Origin of the sequence: Caulobacter zeae (assembly GCF_002858925.1) — a bacterium.
In the GTDB taxonomy this organism is placed as follows: Bacteria; Pseudomonadota; Alphaproteobacteria; order Caulobacterales; family Caulobacteraceae; genus Caulobacter; species Caulobacter zeae.
Window position 1 is genome coordinate 69,375 of record NZ_PJRS01000028.1, and the last position, 15,011, is coordinate 84,385.

Consider the following 15,011-nt stretch of genomic DNA (forward strand, 5'->3'; position numbering starts at 1 on the left):
TCTCCTCGCGCCCTGGTCAGTTTCTGCATGCGACGGGCCGGATATGAAACGGGGCGCTGGCGTTTCGGCCAACGCCCCGCCGATCGAGCGTTGCCGTCTTCTAGTTCAGGTCCAGCCGGTCGGCGTTCATGACCTTGTTCCAGGCCGCCACGAAGTCGGTGACGAACTTGTCCTGGGCGTCGGCCGAGCCGTAGACCTCGGCGAGGGCCCGAAGTTCGGCGTGGGAGCCGAAGATCAGGTCGACGCGGGTGGCCGTCCAGCGCGGATCGCCGCCGGCCCGGGGCGACCCGGCGAAGGCGTTGACCGCCGTCGGGTTCCAGGTCGTGCCCATGTCGAGCAGGTTGACGAAGAAGTCGTTGCTCAGAACGCCCGGATGCTCGGTGAACACCCCGGCCTTCGAGCCGCCGGCGTTGGCGCCCAGCACCCGCAGGCCGCCGACCAGGACGGTCATCTCGGGCGCCGAAAGCCGCAGAAGTTGGGCGCGGTCGACCAGGGCCTCTTCGGGGGCCATGAACTGGGTCCCCTCGCGGCGATAGTTGCGGAAGCCGTCGGACAACGGCTCCAGCGGATCGAAGCTGTCGGCGTCGGTCTGTTCGGCCGAGGCGTCGGCGCGACCGGGAACGAAGGGCACGGTGATCCGCGAGCCCGCCGCCTTGGCGCCTTCCTCGACGCCCACCGCACCGCCCAGCACGATCAGGTCGGCCAGCGATATCTTCTTGCCGTCGGCCGTATCGAACTTGGCTTTGATGCCTTCCAGCACGCCCAGCACCTTGGCCAGGGTGGGCGGGTCGTTGACCTCCCAGTCCTTCTGCGGGGCCAGGCGGATGCGGGCGCCGTTGGCGCCGCCGCGCTTGTCGGAGCCTCTGTAGGTCGAGGCCGAGGCCCAGGCGACCGAGACCAGTTCAGCGATCGTCAGGTCCGAGGCCAGGATCTGGCGCTTCAGTTCGGCGACGTCGGCGCCGTCGACCAGCGGGTGGTCGACCTCGGGGATCGGGTCCTGCCAGATCAGGGTCTCTTCCGGCACGAGCGGGCCGAGGTAGCGAGCCTTCGGACCCATGTCGCGGTGGGTCAGCTTGAACCAGGCGCGGGCGAAGGCGTCGGCGAACTGGTCGGGGTTCTCGAGGAACCGGCGCGAGATCTTCTCGTATTCCGGGTCGAAGCGCAGGGCGAGGTCGGTGGTCAGCATCCGCGGCACGTGCTTCTTCGAAGCGTCATAGGCGTCGGGGATGTCGGCCGGGGCGTCCTTGGCCCGCCACTGCTTGGCGCCGGCCGGGCTTTCGTGCAGCTCCCACTCGAACTTGAACAGGTTCTCGAAGAAGTGGTTGCTCCACCTGGTCGGGGTCTGGGTCCAGATCACTTCCGGGCCGCCGGTGATGGCGTCGGCGCCGATCCCCGTGCCGTGCTTGCTGGACCAGCCGAGGCCCTGCGCCTCGATCTCGCCGCCCTCGGGCTCGACGCCGACGAAGGACGGGTCGCCCGCGCCGTGGGTCTTGCCGAAGCTGTGGCCGCCGGCGATCAGGGCGACGGTCTCTTCGTCGTTCATGGCCATGCGGGCGAAGGTGTCGCGGATGTCGCGCGCGGCGGCCTTCGGGTCGGGATTGCCGTTGGGGCCTTCGGGATTGACGTAGATCAGGCCCATCTGCACCGCGCCCAGGGACGGATGCAGCTGGCGCTCGCCGCTGTAGCGCTCGTCGCCGAGCCAGCTGCCTTCGGGGCCCCAATAGAGCTCTTCGGGCTCCCACTGGTCGGCGCGGCCGCCGCCGAAGCCGAAGGTCTTGAAGCCCATCGACTCCAGGGCGACGTTGCCGACCAGCACGTAGAGGTCGGCCCACGACAGCTTGGCGCCGTACTTCTGCTTGATCGGCCACAGCAGGCGGCGGGCCTTGTCGAGATTGGCGTTGTCGGGCCAGCTGTTGAGCGGGGCGAAGCGCTGCTGGCCGCCGCCGGCGCCGCCGCGGCCGTCGCTGGTGCGATAGGTGCCGGCGCTGTGCCAGGCCAGGCGGATGAACAGGCCGCCATAGTGGCCGAAGTCGGCGGGCCACCAGTCCTGGCTGTCGGTCATCAGGGCGTGGAGGTCGGCGATCACCGCGTTGAGGTCGAGGCTGTGGAAGGCCTGCGCGTAGTTGAAGGACGCGCCGAGCGGATTGGAGCGCGGATTGTGCTGGTTCAGGCTTTCGAGGCTGAGATGCTGGGGCCACCAGTCGCGGTTTGCTCGCCCGCGGCCCTGGCTCACCGGGCACTGGCCCTGCGCTTTAGGATCGACGTTCCCATCCATTGTCGGCTTCCTCCGGTTGGCTTGTTGCGTTCGCCATTTCCCCGTCGGGCCTAGTCAACGCGTCCTTTTGGCCATTGGTACAATTGATTGTTCCTATCGCTTCGATAGACGCGGCCAACTCTCCAGGCGCGTTTCGTCCGCGGTCGGCCGATCTTCAGGCCGCGTCGGCGGCGGTGCTCTCGGTGTAGCCGCGCAGGCGGCGAGCGATGACCTCGCCCACGGCCTCGGCGGCCGGGCGCTGGGGGAAGTGGGCGCGCCAGACGATGCGGATGGTGCGGCCGGTCCAGGTGGAGAGCGGTCGCAGCACGATGCCGGCGTCCTGGGCCGCGCCGGCCGCCAGGCCCGGGATCAGGGTGGTGCCATAGCCGGCGGCGACCATGTTCAGCAGGGTGGTCAGGCTGGAGGCGCGCAGCGAGGCGCCGAGCGCTGTGGTCTGGCCGCAGGCCTCCAGCGCCTGGTCGCGCAGGCAGTGGCCGTCGGACAGCACCAGGATATCGCGCGCCAGGTCGGTCTCGGCCACCGCCTCGCGGGCGGCCAGCGGATGGTCGGGCGGCAGGGCTGCCAGGAACGGCTCGGCGAACAGCGGCGCGCCCATCAGGTCGGGCGCGGTCTCGTCGGTGGCCAGCAGCACGGCGTCCAGTTCATGGGCGCGCAGGCGTTCGAGCAGGGCCGCGGTCTGGTCTTCCCACGGCTCCAGCTCCAGCGAGGGCAGGGCCTCGCGCAGCGGGCCGAACACCAGCGGCAGCAGGTAGGGGGCGAGGGTGGGGATGACCCCGAGGCGGAAGCGGCCGGCCAGCGGATCGCGCAGGCTGCGGGCGGTGGCCAGCACGGCCTCGGCCGCCGTCACCGCCGAACGGGCGTGGTCGAGCAGCTGCCGGCAGGCGGCGGTGGGGGTGGCGGTCTTGCCGCCGCGCTCGAAGAGCACGACGCCCAAGAGGTCCTCCAGCTTGCGGATCTGCACCGACAGGGTGGGCTGGCTGACGCCGCAGGCGCGGGCCGCGCGGCCGAAGTGCTCGTGCTCGGCCACGGCCAGCAGATAGCGGAGATCGCGCAGGTTCATGCCGCCGGTTCCCGGTTCTCGATAGCCGAAGCCTATCGCGATCATTGATCTTTGAAACTTCTTTTCCTCGGCCCGTTGCGCCAAGCTGGCCGCGATACCGACGCGAGGAAGAGGTCGCGACGCGCAAACGATCGTGACCGTCCTTCGCCCCCGGGAGGACGCCTGCCGATGCCCCATGCCGTGGACGCCGTCCTGCAGGACGAGCTGCGTCGCGCGGGCCTGCCTTGCCGCGGCCCGACCTCGCGCCTGCTGGCGCTGCTGCGCGCCTCGGAGGAGACGCACCTGACCGCGCCCGAGATCGCCGAGCTGGCGGCCGAGGCGGGCCTGGCCATGCCGCCGGCCGAGATCGCCCGCCAGGTCGAGGCCTTCGCCGACCACGGCCTCCTGGGACGGCTGCCGACCACCACGGCCGAGCCGGTGTTCGACACGCAGCCCGAGCCGCACTTCCACCTGATCTACGAGGACACCGCGCGGATCGTCGACCTGCACGTCTCGCCCGAGACCCTGCTGGCCATGCTGCGCGACGCCCTGGCCAGGCGTCCGGGCGGGGTGGAGGTGGTGGTGGTCATGCGCCGCGAGGCCGGGCCGGCGACCGGGGGATAAACCAGCGTATGGGTGTCGGTGGCGGGGACGGTGGTCTAATCCAGTCCCGGTCAGCGTCCATGTAACGGGCGTGCTTAGAGAAACGCCATGTCCCGCCGGCGCGCCATCGCCGTCATCGACGACGACGCCCTTGTCCGCTCGGGCCTCGCGCGACTGATCCGCTCGTTCGGGCTGGAGGTCGGCGTCTTCGCCTCGGCGGCCAGCTTCCTGGCCTCGGGCGTGGAAGCCTGGGGCTGCGTGGTCACCGACATCCATATGCCGGAAATCTCGGGCCTGGATCTGCTGCGCCGCCTGCAGGCCAGCCATCCGGACCTGCCGGTGGTGGTGGTCACCGCCTTTCCGGACATGCGCGACCAGGCGATGGGCGCCGGGGCGCGGGATTTTCTCGAAAAGCCCTGTGCGCCCGACCGGATCGAGGCGACCTTGAGGCGGATGCTCGACGAGACGTGAAGCGCTGGGCGTGAGGCGCGGGGGCGTCGCTGGTGGAAGGGGGATAGGGTATGCCGGGCAAGGCCGAGAGCAGGAACGACGAGGCGGTGCAGACCGTGCTGATCGTCGACGACAACGAGATGTTCCGCGGCTCGATGGACAAGCTGTTCCGGTCGGTTGGCCTGCGCACGGCGCTCTACGGCTCGGCCGCGGAGCTGCTCGACGCCGCCTTGCCCGACACCGCGTGCTGCATCCTGGTGGACGTGCGCATGCCCAAGATGAGCGGCCTCGACCTGCAGGAGACCCTGGCCGCGCGCGGCGTGCGGGCCCCGGTGATCGTCATGACCGGCCATGCCGACGTGCCGATGACGGTGCGGGCGATGAAGGCCGGCGCCGTCGACTTCCTCGCCAAGCCCTTCCGCGACCAGGACATGATCGACGCCGTCACCGCCGCCCTGGCCAAGGACGGAAAGCGCCGAGAACTGGCCCGCGATGTCGCGCAGGTGAAGGCCCGCTTCGACGGCCTGACCCCACGCGAAAAGCAGGTCATGACCCTGGTCACCGCCGGCCTGCTCAACAAGCAGGTGGCCGGCGAACTGGGCCTGCAGGAAATCACCGTCAAGCTGCATCGCGGCAGCCTGATGAAGAAGATGCGCGCGGGCTCGTTCGCCGAGCTGGTGCGCATGGCCGAGGCCCTGGAGCGGGATCGGGCGGGCGGTTAGGCCCGGGTCGCCGTCATACCTTGGGCGGACCGGCCAGGTACTGGGCGTCGGTCACGTGCTCCATCCAGGTCACCGGTGAGCCGTTCAGCGCTTCCTGGATGGCGATGTGGGTCATAGAGGTGGTCGGCGTGGCGCCGTGCCAGTGACGATGGCCGGGCGGGCAGACGACGACGTCGCCTGCGCGGATCTCGACGATGTCCTCAGCCTCGCATTGGGTCCAGCCGCAGCCGGCGGTGACCACCAGGATCTGGCCCAGCGGATGGGTGTGCCAGGCCGTGCGGGCGCTGGGCTCGAAGGTGACGCTGGCGGCCGAGACACGGGCCGGGGACTCGGCTGTGTGCAGCGGGTCGAGGCGCACCTGGCCGGTGAACCAGTCGGCGGGGCCCTTCTGCGACGGCTGGCTGCCTGCGCGCTTGAGGATCATGGCTGTCTCCTTCGAGGACGCCCGGCGGGGCGATGCGGCCGCGAGCGCCGGCAGCAAGCTCCAGCACAGGACGCCGAAACCTAGGGTCGACACGGCTCGCCGATCCGGCATCGCAGCGCTCCGAGCGGTGAAAACGGTCGGGCAATCTAGCAGCGGGCTGGCGGGGCGATTAGCGGCGCGGCGCTCCATGGGGTGATGAGCTGCGCTCATCGATGGAAGGCCTTCAGACGACCGCCGGCAACCGCACCTCGATCCGCGCGCCGATCTCGCCGGCCGTTGACGGCAGCACCGCGATGCGACCGTCGTGGGCGGCGACGGCGGAGCGGCAGATGGCCAGGCCCAGGCCCATGCCGCCGGGCTTGGTGGTGAAGAAGGTTTCGAAGGCGCGGTCGGCGGCGTCGGGCGGGAAGCCGGGGCCGGTGTCGGCGATCTCGATCACGGCCTCGCCGCCTTCGCGGCGCGAGCGGACGTGCAGGCGGCGGGTCTCGACGGGGACGGCGCTCATGGCCTGGACGCCGTTGAGCATCAGGTTGACCAGCGCCTGTTGCAGCACGACGCGGTCGCCGTGGACGACGGTGTCGGGCGCCTGCGGGTCGAGGATCAGTTCGACGCCGTGCTCGGCGATCTCGCGCCGCACGAAGCCGGCCGAGGCGGCCAGCAGGCCGTCGAGCGGCAGGGGCGCGCGGTCGGCGGGGGTCTGGGCGATCAGGCCGCGGATGCCGCGCACCACCTCGGCGGCGTGGGCGGCGGCGTGGACGACGTCGGCGACGGCCTCCTTGGCCTCGTCCAGGTCGGGGGTCTCGCGGTCGAGCCAGCGCTGGGCCGCGCCGGCGGCGTTGGAGATGGCGGCGAGCGGCTGGTTGACCTCGTGGGCGATCGAGGCCGACAGCACCCCCAGCGTCGCCGCCCGCAGGGCGTGCTCCAGCTCGGCGCGGGCGCGATCCAGCCGCTCCTGCATGCGCCGCTGCTCGGTCAGGTCGACGATCGAGGCCTGGACGCGGTCGAGGCCCTGGGCGTCCGACGGGAAGTTCAGCGCGACCATCACCGGGATCATCTCGCCGGTGCGGCTGCGCACGGTGGTCTCGGTCTCGAAGCGCGGCGCGCCGGCGTCGAAGGCGATCAGGAACTGGGCGAAGCTGTCGTCGGTCTCGGGCAGCAGTTCGTCCAGGCGCTGGAAGAAGCCGGCCTTGTCGGCGACGCCCATCATCTTCAGGGCCGTGGCGTTGACGTCGGTGATGCCAACCCTGGTCTTGATCTCGCGGGCGACCTCGGGATTGCGGGCCAGGTGCTCGGCCAGATCCGTGACGCCCTGGGCGCGTAACTCGTCCAGCGCGGCCTTCACCGGCCGGAAGTCGTGCTCCCAGATCGACACCGCCAGGGTGTTGAAGATGGTGCGGTAGCGGGCCTCGCTGCGGCGCAGGGCCTCGTCGGCGCGACGCAGGTCGGAGATATCGGTGTTGCTCTCCAGCAGGGCGTGGGCGCCGGTCTCGTCGCGCTCCAGGATCCACTCGCTGAGCACGGTGAGGATCCCGCCGTCCTTGCGGCGCTGGCTGACCTCGCCCTGCCAGGCGCCGTCGCGGGCCACCAGGGCGGCGATGTCCTCGGAGGGGGCGGGCAGGGCGGTCGCCAGCAGGCGGTGGGCGTCCTGGCCCAGGGCCTCGTCTCGCGTCCAGCCGTAGAGGCGCTCGGCCCCGCGGTTCCAGAAGGTGATCCGCCCCTGGGCGTCGCGGATGAAGATGGCGTCGGAGGTGACGTCGAGCAGCCGGGCCTGGGCCTGCAGGATCTCGCGGGCGGCCAGGTTGCGGCCGGTCAGGAAGGCCGCCACGCCCAGCGCCGCCAGGCTGACCATCAGGCGCAGGGTGGGGGCCAGTTCGACGTCTTCCCCATGGGCGAAGGCGAAGCTGGTGGTGGCCATGGCCGCGCAGGCCAGGGTGACGACCCACAGCCTGCGGCCGGGCAGCTCCTCGCCGACCAGCAGCAGCACCAACACGTAGAGCACCGCCACCGCGCTGGAGAGCGGGGTGAAGGTGTCGATGACGAACACGGCCGCCGCGATCAGGGCCGCGCCGGCCAGGCGCAGGCGACGGCCGACCGCCGAGGGGCGCGACGAGGGGAAGGGCGAAAAGCGCATCAGGCGATTCATAGCGCAAGCCTGGCCCGGGCCGGGACCCCCTACCAAGGTCTGGGGCGGACCAACCAAGTCGATACGCGCGGTCAACGTCCGTTCGGTGTGTCGGATGAGCGACCGTCGCTAGGGTTGCGGTCATTCGAGGCGGCAGGAGGCCGGAGCCATGTTGCAATCCATCGACACCCAGGCGGCCATGCCGTCTTCCAACGCGCCCCAGGCGATCTGGCTGGTCGAGCAGGCCCTGGCCGCCCTCGACGCCGATCTCGGCTCGGCCCGCGAGATGCTGGACCGGCTGGCGGTGGTGCTGAGCAGCGCCGCCCGGCGCGAGGAGCGCAGCTTCCTGCCCGGCTCGCGGGTGCGGTCCTCGGGGCCGGCGCGCGGGGGCCTCGCCGGCTGGCAGATCCGGGCCGTGGCGGCCCATGTCGAGGCCCATATCGGCTCGACCGTCTCGGTCGCCGTGCTGGCCAGCCGCGTGGGCCTGTCGGCCAGCTATTTCTGCCGCGCCTTCAAGGTCAGCACCGACGAGACGCCGCACGCCTACATCATGCGCCGGCGCCTGGAGCACGCCCAGGCGATGATGCTGGAGACCGACGAGAGCCTGGCCCACATCGCCGCCGTCTGCGGCCTGGCCGACCAGGCCCACCTGACGCGCCTGTTCCGCCGCCACACCGGCCAGACCCCCAATGTCTGGCGCCGCGAGAACCGTCCGTGGGGCCGGGCCCTGGTGATGGGCTCGCTGCGGCGGGCCTGAGCCGAGCGCGACGGCGCCGACGTTCAAGCCGGCGCGCCTCGCGCCAAGCACGTTCGCCGCCAGCAGCGCAATATCACTCTCAACGGCGTGGCGATGGACCCCGCCTTCGCAGGAGAACACCCATGGACACCGAAATCGCCCGCGCCCGGCGCCTGGCCCCGCTGACCACGCCCACCGGCCTGGGCGAAGCCGCCGCCAAGGACATCTCCGCGGCCCTGACCGCGCTGCTGGCCGACGTCTTCGCGCTCTACATCAAGACCAAGAACTTCCACTGGCACGTCTCGGGCCCGCACTTCCGCGACTACCACCTGATGTTCGACGAGCAGGGCGACGAGCTCTACGCCATGACCGACCCGATCGCCGAGCGGGTGCGGAAGCTGGGCGGCACCACCCTGCGCTCGATCGGCCACATCGCCCGCGCCCAGCGGGTGCTGGACAACGACGCCGACTATGTCGAGCCGCACGACATGCTGGCCGAACTGCGCGACGACAACGGCGGCCTGGCCGCGGCCATGCGGGCCGTGCACAGCGCCTGCGACGAGCACGGCGACATCGCCACCGCCAGCCTGCTGGAGAACTGGATCGACGAGACCGAAAAGCGCGTCTGGTTCCTGTTCGAGGCCGGCCGCCGCGACCGCGCCTGATCCCCCTCGGGGTCCTGGAACCTCTCCCCCCAGGCCTGGACCCCGCAAGGCCCCGCCCGCCGCGCCTCCCCCGGCGGCCGGCGGGGCCGCCCCATATCCGACCAAGGGGCGTTGCTCGTGAACGGCTTCCAGAAACTGGCGCTCAGCGCCGCGACCGCCGCGCTTCTGGCGCTGACGGCCTTCGCCGCGGTGGCGCCGCGCGGCGCGCCCGATCGCGCCGCGGCTTCCGTTCAAGACATCGCCTCTCGGCGCTCCGTGAACTAGGGTCTGCAAGGACCGCCAGGAGGCCCGCCGTGACCGATATCATCGCCACCAAGCCGCTCGCCCCCGACGACCCCTACGCCCGCACCGCCCAGATCTTTCCGGTGCTGTCGCCCGAGATGGCCGAGCGCCTGGCCGGTTACGGCGTCGAGGAGGCGATCGCGAAGGGGCAGGTGCTGTTCCGTCGAGGCGACCGGCGGGCCGACTTCTTCCTGGTGCTGGACGGGCAGGTGGGGATCACCCGCACCGGCGAGGAAGGCGACGACGAGATCCTGACCATCCACCGGGCCGGCCAGTTCAGCGGCGAGCTCGACCAGATCAACGCCCGCGCCCTGCTGGTCGGGGCCCGGGCCCTGACCGACGGCCGGGTGGTGCGGGTGGCCAATGCGAACGTGCCGCGGATGATGGCGGCCGAGCCCGACATCGGCGAGATCGTCATGCGGGCCTTCATCCTGCGGCGGATGGGCTTCCTGCATCACGGCGAGGCGGGGATCGTGCTGATCGGCCGGCCCGACGATCCCGAGACCCTGCGCATCGAGCGCTTCGCCGTGCGCAACGGCTATCCCCTGCGGCTGGTCGACGTGGAGAGCGACGAGGCCGCCTCCGGCTGCATGGGCCGCCACGGCCTGGACATCGCCGACCTGCCGGCGGTGGTGCTGCCCGACCGCAGCGTGCTGCTCAATCCCGACACCATGGCCCTGGCCGACCGCCTGGGCATGACCGAGCGCTTCGACCCGCAGGCGGTGTTCGACGTGGCGGTGGTGGGCGCGGGGCCGGCGGGCCTGTCGGCGGCGACCTATGCGGCGTCCGAGGGGCTGGCGACGGTGATCCTGGAGGGCCTGGCGCCCGGCGGGCAGGCCGGGGCCAGCTCGAAGATCGAGAACTATCTGGGCTTTCCGACGGGGATTTCGGGCCAGGCCCTGGCCGGTCGCGCCCAGGTGCAGGCCCAGAAGTTCGGGGCGCGGCTGGCGGTGTCGCGGGCGGTTGTCGGGGTCGAGTGCGACAAGCGTCCCTATCGCCTGAAGCTGGAGGACGGCCAGACCCTGCTGGCGCGGGCGGTGGTGATCGCCTCGGGCGCCCGCTACCGCAAGCTGGACGTCGAGGGCTACGACCGCTTCGACGGCCAGGCGATCCACTACGCGGCCACGGCCATGGAGTCGGACCTCTGCCGGGGCCAGGCGGTGGTGGTGGTCGGCGGCGGCAACTCGGCCGGCCAGGCGGCGATGTTCCTGTCGCGCACCGTCGGCCACGTGCACATGCTGGTGCGCGGCGAGGGGCTGGCGGCGACGATGTCGGACTATCTGGTCCAGCGCATCGAAGGCTCGGCCCGCATCACCCTCTATCCGTTCAGCGAGGTCTCCCGCCTGGAGGGAGAGCGCACCCTGAGGCGGATCGGCTGGACCGACCATCGCAGCGGCGAGGAGACCGTGGTCGACGCCGGGGCGCTGTTCGTGATGATCGGCGCCGAGCCCAACACCGACTGGCTGCGCGGCTGCATCGACCTGGACGAGCGCGGCTTCGTGCTGACCGGCGAGAGCGGCCAGGTCCCCGGCGCCCGCTCGGCCTACGAGACCGAACGGCCTGGGGTCTACGCGGTCGGGGACGTGCGCTCGGGCTCGATCAAGCGGGTGGCGGCCGGGGTGGGCGAGGGCTCGGTGGTGGTCTCGGCCATCCACCGCGACCTGGAGGCGCTGCGGGCGGTCTAGAACCGCGCGACCAGCGTGGCTTCGAGCCGGCGCTTGAGCGGATCGTCCTCCGACCAGCGGTCGAACAGGTTGCGCACGCCCAGCCGCAGCTCGGTCTCGGACGCCCCGGGCGGCCGGGGAAGCTCGAAGGCCACGGACAGGTCGATCGTGGTGCGCTCGGGCAGAGCCGTCGGAAGGTTGGCGTCGATGTAGCGGACCGTGGCCGACGCGGCGAAGCGCCGGGTTGACCAGCGCGCTCCCAGGGCGCCGCGCCACTTGGGCGTTCCGCCATCGGGCGTGCGCTTGTAGGCGCCGCTGTCGGGCGGAATGTAGCGACGCAGGGTCGGCTGCCAGGTCAGGGCGGCGCTGAGGCCTAGGCGCCCGCCCGCCAGGCGCAGGTCGTGCTCGGCGACCATGTCGACCGACTCCACCAGGCTGGCGCCGGTGTTCTCGCTGAGATCGCGCACCTCGATGATACGGCCGGCCGTATAGCCCTTGGCGCGGTCGGCGTCGGTGAGCGGCGCGCGGACGACCCTGCCGGGATAGCGGTCCTCGTTGAGGATATAGAAGTCGACGCCCCGGAAGACCTGGACCATCAGGTCGTGGCCCTCGATGCGGGTGTAGTCGACCGACAGGCGCGTGCGCGGCAGCAGCGGCGAGCTTAGCACCGCGCCGGCCGAATAGGTGCGCGTTCGGTCGGGGCGCAGGTCGGCGGGGGCTCCCCAGACGTGCCAGAACCAGCCCTCCGCTGAGATGGGGCGGCTCTGATCGCGCTTGGGGTCCACGAGGTTGCTGGAGCTGGTGAAGGAACTGAGCGTCAGCATGCGGGGCTCGGGCAGCTGGCCCCCCGAGGCGAAGGAGCCGCGCAGGAGCAGGCTGGGCAGGGGCTCGACCTTCGCGCCGACCAGATAGAGGTCGGCGGCCGTGTCCAGGCGCTTCCAGGGCGAGGCGTAGGCGATCTGGACGCGGCCGGTCTGGCGGCGCACCGCCGCCTGAAGTTCCAGGCCCCGCACCCCGACCACGCCGTCCAGCGGCGCCCGCAGTTCCGCGAATAGCGAGCGCGTGCGGGACGACAGGCCGCTGCGGGGCAGGTCGGTGATGTAGGGCAGGGCGTCCTGCAACTGCTGGGCGGTCAGGGACAGCGTCAGGTCGCGGTCCCCGATCCGGCCGATCGGACCGGAGGCGCGCAGCGAGATGTCCCTGAGATGCGAGGCGCTGTAGGGGGCAGGCGGCGCCCAGTCGGCGTGGTACTGCTCGAGGTCGGCTACGAACCTGGCCTGGTCGCCGAGCGGATTGGGGACGGTCCGCCCGTCGCCGGGGGCGGCGCCGCTGGTGATCACGGAGGAGGCCTGGACCTCGAAACCGACGATCTTGCTGAGCTGGCGGGCGCGCAGCGAGCCCTCTGCATAGTCGATCCCGCCGCGCCAGCGGGCCGGCAGGTCGAACACCATGCCCGCGGTGAAGCGGCGGGTGATCACCCGGGTGGAATTGGGGCCGGCGGCATAGGGCAGCGGCGCGACCATCTCGATGGGCCCCGCCCCCGAGATCATCGCCGCCGGGCCCTGGCCCGGCGTCAGGGTGGTGGAGAAGGCCCCGTAGACGGTGGGGTAGCTGTCGAGGCTGGAGAGATAGATGTAGTCGAAATAGGCCTCGGCCCCGCGCCACAGCCGCTGGCGAAGATTGACCAGCACCGCGTCGGTGCGGCTGTCGGTGGACAGCAGCCGGTCGCGATGGGCCGGCGCCAGCCCGGGAGCCGACTTGCCGGCGTTCTGGATCAGCACCGTCTCGATCGGGGTCGAACCGTCGTAGTCGGCAGGGATGTAGGTCTTGGTCATCGCCACGCCGCCGACCACGAACGGGCCGTTCAGTCCGAACAGGGTCGTACCGTTTCCCGAGGGGCGCGAGGGCCATTGGTATGGGCCGAGCAGCGAGCCGTCGAGCGGGGCGGAGGCTTCGCGCCGGTCGCCATAGGCGACGCCGTTGAAGCGCTTCTGGCCGTAGCTGACCATCAGCGCCGTGTCGCCATCGTCGGTGCTGAATCCCAGCCGCGCGTCGAAGCGGCCGTAGTCGCCGTCGCCGCCTTTGCCCGAGCCGACGGTCGTCGAGACCTCGGCGCCGCGGTAGTCGCGGTCCAGCACCAAGTTGACCACGCCGTTGACGGCGCCCAGGCCGTAGAGCGCGCCGCTGCTTGAGGCCAGGGTCTCGATGCGGCCGATCGCCGTCAGGGGAATGGGGCCGACGTCGGCCTGGACCAGTTCGACCTGGCTGGGGATGGCCGGCATGCGCCGCCCGTCGACCAGCACCAGGGTGGCGGCCGTGGCGTTGGGGTCGCGGAACGAGAACTTGGATCGCGACGGCGGCGTGCCGCGCGGCACGCGGGGCACGGCCTGGCTGGCGTCGCCGTTGCTGGTCAGCCAGGTTTGCAGGAAGTCGTCGGCCGAAAGGGCCTGGGCGGCGCGCAGCGTGCTGCGCTCGAACACGCGATAGGGCTGGATGTCGTCGGGATCGCGCCGCTGGTCCACGTTCTGGGTGCGCACGCCCACCACCAGCAATTCGGGCAGGGCGACGGGCCCCTCGGCTTCGGGCGGCGCGCCGCGCCGGGCGCGCACGACATAGACGCCCGGCTCGACGGCCTCGTACTCCAGGCCCGATCCCGCCAGCAGCCGGTCCAGGGCCTCGCCGGGCGTCAGGCGGCCGCGCAGCGGCGGCGCGCGCCGGTCGCCGACCACGGCGGCCGAGACCAGGATGTCGACCCGCGCCTGGCGGCCCAGCTCGGCCAGGGCGTGGTTCAGCGGCTGGGCGGGCAGGGCCAGCGTGGCCATGCGCTCGGCCGCCAGGGCCGGCGCGGCCAGCGCCCAGGCGCAGGCGATGGCCGTCAGGCCACGGAAAAAGTCTTGTCGTCCTCTAGAGGCCACCCCGACCCGCCCTGATGTCGCCCGCGCCGGCCTATGGGCGAGAGTCGTGAAGATCATTCGGGCAATAGAGCGAACGATGTTTTCCGGGCAACACCCGATCGGGTAGCGCTACCCCTCGACCCACCGCTTGATCGGGCGCGGGTGGGGCGTCTTGTAGGCGGTAAGGTCGAACATCACCTCGTCGACATAGCACCAGCCCCAGCCCTCGGGCGGGTCGTAGCCCTCGATGATCGGGTGCTGGGCAGCGGCGAAGTGGGCGCTGGCGTGGCGGCTGGGCGACTGGTCGCAGCAGCCGACGTGGCCGCAGGCGCGGCACAGGCGCAGGTGCACCCACCAGCCGCCGGTCTTGAGGCATTCCTCGCAGCCGTCGGCGCTGGGCGTCACGACGGCGATGGTGGACAGGTGGCTGCAGCTCATCGGGCGGGCCTTTCTGCTTGGCGTCCGGACGGTCCGGCGATCATGCCGCCAAACCGTCCGTCGCGCTTGAGCCTGACGGGCCTTTCTTGGCCGGCCGGACCTATTTCTTCGGCTTGCGGGCGGCCTGGACCTCGATCTCGACCAGCATGCCGTCGGCGACCAGGGCGGTGACCTGGCTCGTGATGCGCGAGGGCTTGTTGGGCTGCTCGGCCGTGCCGAAGAAGGTCTTGTAGCCCTCCATCATGCCGGCGAAGTCCATCTTGCCGTCCTTGGCCGGGTCGCCGACCAGCAGCACGCGCATCATCACCACGTCCGACAGGCTCGCGCCCTGGCTCTTGAGCGCGTCCTCCAGGCGCTTGATGACGCCGATGGTCTGGGTCTTGGTGTCGCCGAACTTGGCTACGCCCGTGGCGTTGGCGTCGACCACCGGCGGGGTCATGCCGCTGACATAGATCGTGTCGTAGCCGGCCGGCACGGTGACGACGCTGGCGATCGCCGACTTGGGGTCGCCGCCGCGGACGATCTCCTGGGCCAGGGCGGGCGTACTGATGGCGGCGGTCGCCACGAGGGCGAGGGCGAGGCGTTTCATTGGGCGTTTCTCTCCTGGGGAACTCAAACCTTGGACCGAAATCCTCGTCCTTCGACAGGCTCAGGAAGAGGATTTCTACTGTGGCGTCGACGTCGCCCTCATCCTGAG

Annotated in this window: 14 protein-coding genes; 7 read left to right on the forward strand and 7 right to left on the reverse strand. The window is 71.3% G+C overall.

What is annotated here, in order from left to right; genetic code table 11:
- Positions 1-100: 100 nt before the first annotated feature.
- Both katG and SGCZBJ_RS14790 read right to left on the reverse strand, forming a co-directional pair.
- Positions 101-2,275, reverse strand: coding sequence for a catalase/peroxidase HPI (katG, locus tag SGCZBJ_RS14785; protein ID WP_101718759.1), 2,175 nt, complete (start codon positions 2,273-2,275; stop codon positions 101-103).
- 154 nt (positions 2,276-2,429) lie between these two features.
- The gene (locus SGCZBJ_RS14790) at positions 2,430-3,380 is read right to left on the reverse strand and encodes a LysR substrate-binding domain-containing protein (protein ID WP_240621518.1); all 951 of its coding nucleotides are present in this window, start codon (positions 3,378-3,380) and stop codon (positions 2,430-2,432) included.
- 123 nt (positions 3,381-3,503) lie between these two features.
- Here SGCZBJ_RS14790 and SGCZBJ_RS14795 point away from each other — a divergent pair, with 123 nt between their 5' ends.
- The 3 genes from SGCZBJ_RS14795 to SGCZBJ_RS14805 all read left to right on the forward strand — a co-directional run bounded on the left by SGCZBJ_RS14795 (position 3,504) and on the right by SGCZBJ_RS14805 (position 5,089).
- Positions 3,504-3,938: a transcriptional repressor gene (locus tag SGCZBJ_RS14795; RefSeq protein ID WP_101718760.1), complete on the forward strand. Its 435-nt coding sequence runs from the start codon at positions 3,504-3,506 to the stop codon at positions 3,936-3,938.
- Positions 3,939-4,025: 87 nt separating this feature from the next.
- Positions 4,026-4,388, forward strand: a complete 363-nt coding sequence (locus SGCZBJ_RS14800) for a response regulator transcription factor (protein WP_101718761.1) — start codon at positions 4,026-4,028, stop codon at positions 4,386-4,388.
- Between the two features lie 50 nt (positions 4,389-4,438).
- Positions 4,439-5,089: a response regulator transcription factor gene (locus tag SGCZBJ_RS14805; RefSeq protein WP_101718762.1), complete on the forward strand. Its 651-nt coding sequence runs from the start codon at positions 4,439-4,441 to the stop codon at positions 5,087-5,089.
- A 13-nt stretch (positions 5,090-5,102) separates the two neighbouring features.
- Here SGCZBJ_RS14805 and SGCZBJ_RS14810 read toward each other — a convergent pair whose 3' ends face one another.
- Together SGCZBJ_RS14810 and SGCZBJ_RS14815 are read right to left on the reverse strand one after the other, a co-directional pair.
- Positions 5,103-5,513, reverse strand: coding sequence for a (R)-mandelonitrile lyase (locus SGCZBJ_RS14810; RefSeq protein WP_101718763.1), 411 nt, complete (start codon positions 5,511-5,513; stop codon positions 5,103-5,105).
- 223 nt (positions 5,514-5,736) lie between these two features.
- Positions 5,737-7,644, reverse strand: a complete 1,908-nt coding sequence (locus tag SGCZBJ_RS14815) for a PAS domain-containing sensor histidine kinase (protein WP_165799330.1) — start codon at positions 7,642-7,644, stop codon at positions 5,737-5,739.
- 160 nt (positions 7,645-7,804) lie between these two features.
- Here SGCZBJ_RS14815 and SGCZBJ_RS14820 point away from each other — a divergent pair, with 160 nt between their 5' ends.
- The 4 genes from SGCZBJ_RS14820 to SGCZBJ_RS14830 all read left to right on the forward strand — a co-directional run bounded on the left by SGCZBJ_RS14820 (position 7,805) and on the right by SGCZBJ_RS14830 (position 11,003).
- A complete protein-coding gene (locus SGCZBJ_RS14820; protein WP_101718765.1) occupies positions 7,805-8,392 on the forward strand; it encodes a helix-turn-helix domain-containing protein in 588 nt (195 codons plus the stop codon).
- Between the two features lie 122 nt (positions 8,393-8,514).
- Entirely contained in the window at positions 8,515-9,036 is a 522-nt protein-coding gene (locus SGCZBJ_RS14825; RefSeq protein ID WP_101718766.1) for a Dps family protein, read from the forward strand.
- 117 nt (positions 9,037-9,153) lie between these two features.
- Entirely contained in the window at positions 9,154-9,300 is a 147-nt protein-coding gene (locus SGCZBJ_RS25670) for a hypothetical protein (protein WP_165799331.1), read from the forward strand.
- 29 nt (positions 9,301-9,329) lie between these two features.
- A complete protein-coding gene (locus SGCZBJ_RS14830) occupies positions 9,330-11,003 on the forward strand; it encodes an FAD-dependent oxidoreductase (protein ID WP_205685393.1) in 1,674 nt (557 codons plus the stop codon).
- On the opposite strand, the gene SGCZBJ_RS14835 is transcribed toward SGCZBJ_RS14830, so the two are convergent.
- The 3 genes from SGCZBJ_RS14835 to SGCZBJ_RS14845 all read right to left on the reverse strand — a co-directional run bounded on the left by SGCZBJ_RS14835 (position 11,000) and on the right by SGCZBJ_RS14845 (position 14,903).
- Positions 11,000-13,897, reverse strand: coding sequence for a TonB-dependent receptor (locus SGCZBJ_RS14835; RefSeq protein WP_165799332.1), 2,898 nt, complete (start codon positions 13,895-13,897; stop codon positions 11,000-11,002). The two genes, SGCZBJ_RS14830 and SGCZBJ_RS14835, sit on opposite strands and share 4 nt — an antisense overlap.
- A 108-nt stretch (positions 13,898-14,005) precedes the next feature.
- The gene (locus SGCZBJ_RS14840) at positions 14,006-14,314 is read right to left on the reverse strand and encodes a UBP-type zinc finger domain-containing protein (RefSeq protein ID WP_101718768.1); all 309 of its coding nucleotides are present in this window, start codon (positions 14,312-14,314) and stop codon (positions 14,006-14,008) included.
- Between the two features lie 100 nt (positions 14,315-14,414).
- On the reverse strand, positions 14,415-14,903 hold the full coding sequence (locus tag SGCZBJ_RS14845) for a RidA family protein (protein WP_101718769.1): 489 nt from the start codon (positions 14,901-14,903) through the stop codon (positions 14,415-14,417).
- Positions 14,904-15,011 lie beyond the last annotated feature (108 nt).

Excerpts from the sequence above, each read along its gene's own strand:
- katG (WP_101718759.1), bottom strand. The coding sequence starts at position 2,275 with ATGGATGGGAACGTCGATCCTAAAGCGCAGGGCCAGTGCCCGGTGAGC.
- SGCZBJ_RS14790 (WP_240621518.1), bottom strand. The coding sequence starts at position 3,380 with ATGATCGCGATAGGCTTCGGCTATCGAGAACCGGGAACCGGCGGCATG.
- SGCZBJ_RS14795 (WP_101718760.1), top strand. The coding sequence starts at position 3,504 with ATGCCCCATGCCGTGGACGCCGTCCTGCAGGACGAGCTGCGTCGCGCG.
- SGCZBJ_RS14800 (WP_101718761.1), top strand. The coding sequence starts at position 4,026 with ATGTCCCGCCGGCGCGCCATCGCCGTCATCGACGACGACGCCCTTGTC.
- SGCZBJ_RS14805 (WP_101718762.1), top strand. The coding sequence starts at position 4,439 with ATGCCGGGCAAGGCCGAGAGCAGGAACGACGAGGCGGTGCAGACCGTG.
- SGCZBJ_RS14810 (WP_101718763.1), bottom strand. The coding sequence starts at position 5,513 with ATGATCCTCAAGCGCGCAGGCAGCCAGCCGTCGCAGAAGGGCCCCGCC.
- SGCZBJ_RS14815 (WP_165799330.1), bottom strand. The coding sequence starts at position 7,644 with ATGCGCTTTTCGCCCTTCCCCTCGTCGCGCCCCTCGGCGGTCGGCCGT.
- SGCZBJ_RS14820 (WP_101718765.1), top strand. The coding sequence starts at position 7,805 with ATGTTGCAATCCATCGACACCCAGGCGGCCATGCCGTCTTCCAACGCG.
- SGCZBJ_RS14825 (WP_101718766.1), top strand. The coding sequence starts at position 8,515 with ATGGACACCGAAATCGCCCGCGCCCGGCGCCTGGCCCCGCTGACCACG.
- SGCZBJ_RS14840 (WP_101718768.1), bottom strand. The coding sequence starts at position 14,314 with ATGAGCTGCAGCCACCTGTCCACCATCGCCGTCGTGACGCCCAGCGCC.
- SGCZBJ_RS14845 (WP_101718769.1), bottom strand. The coding sequence starts at position 14,903 with ATGAAACGCCTCGCCCTCGCCCTCGTGGCGACCGCCGCCATCAGTACG.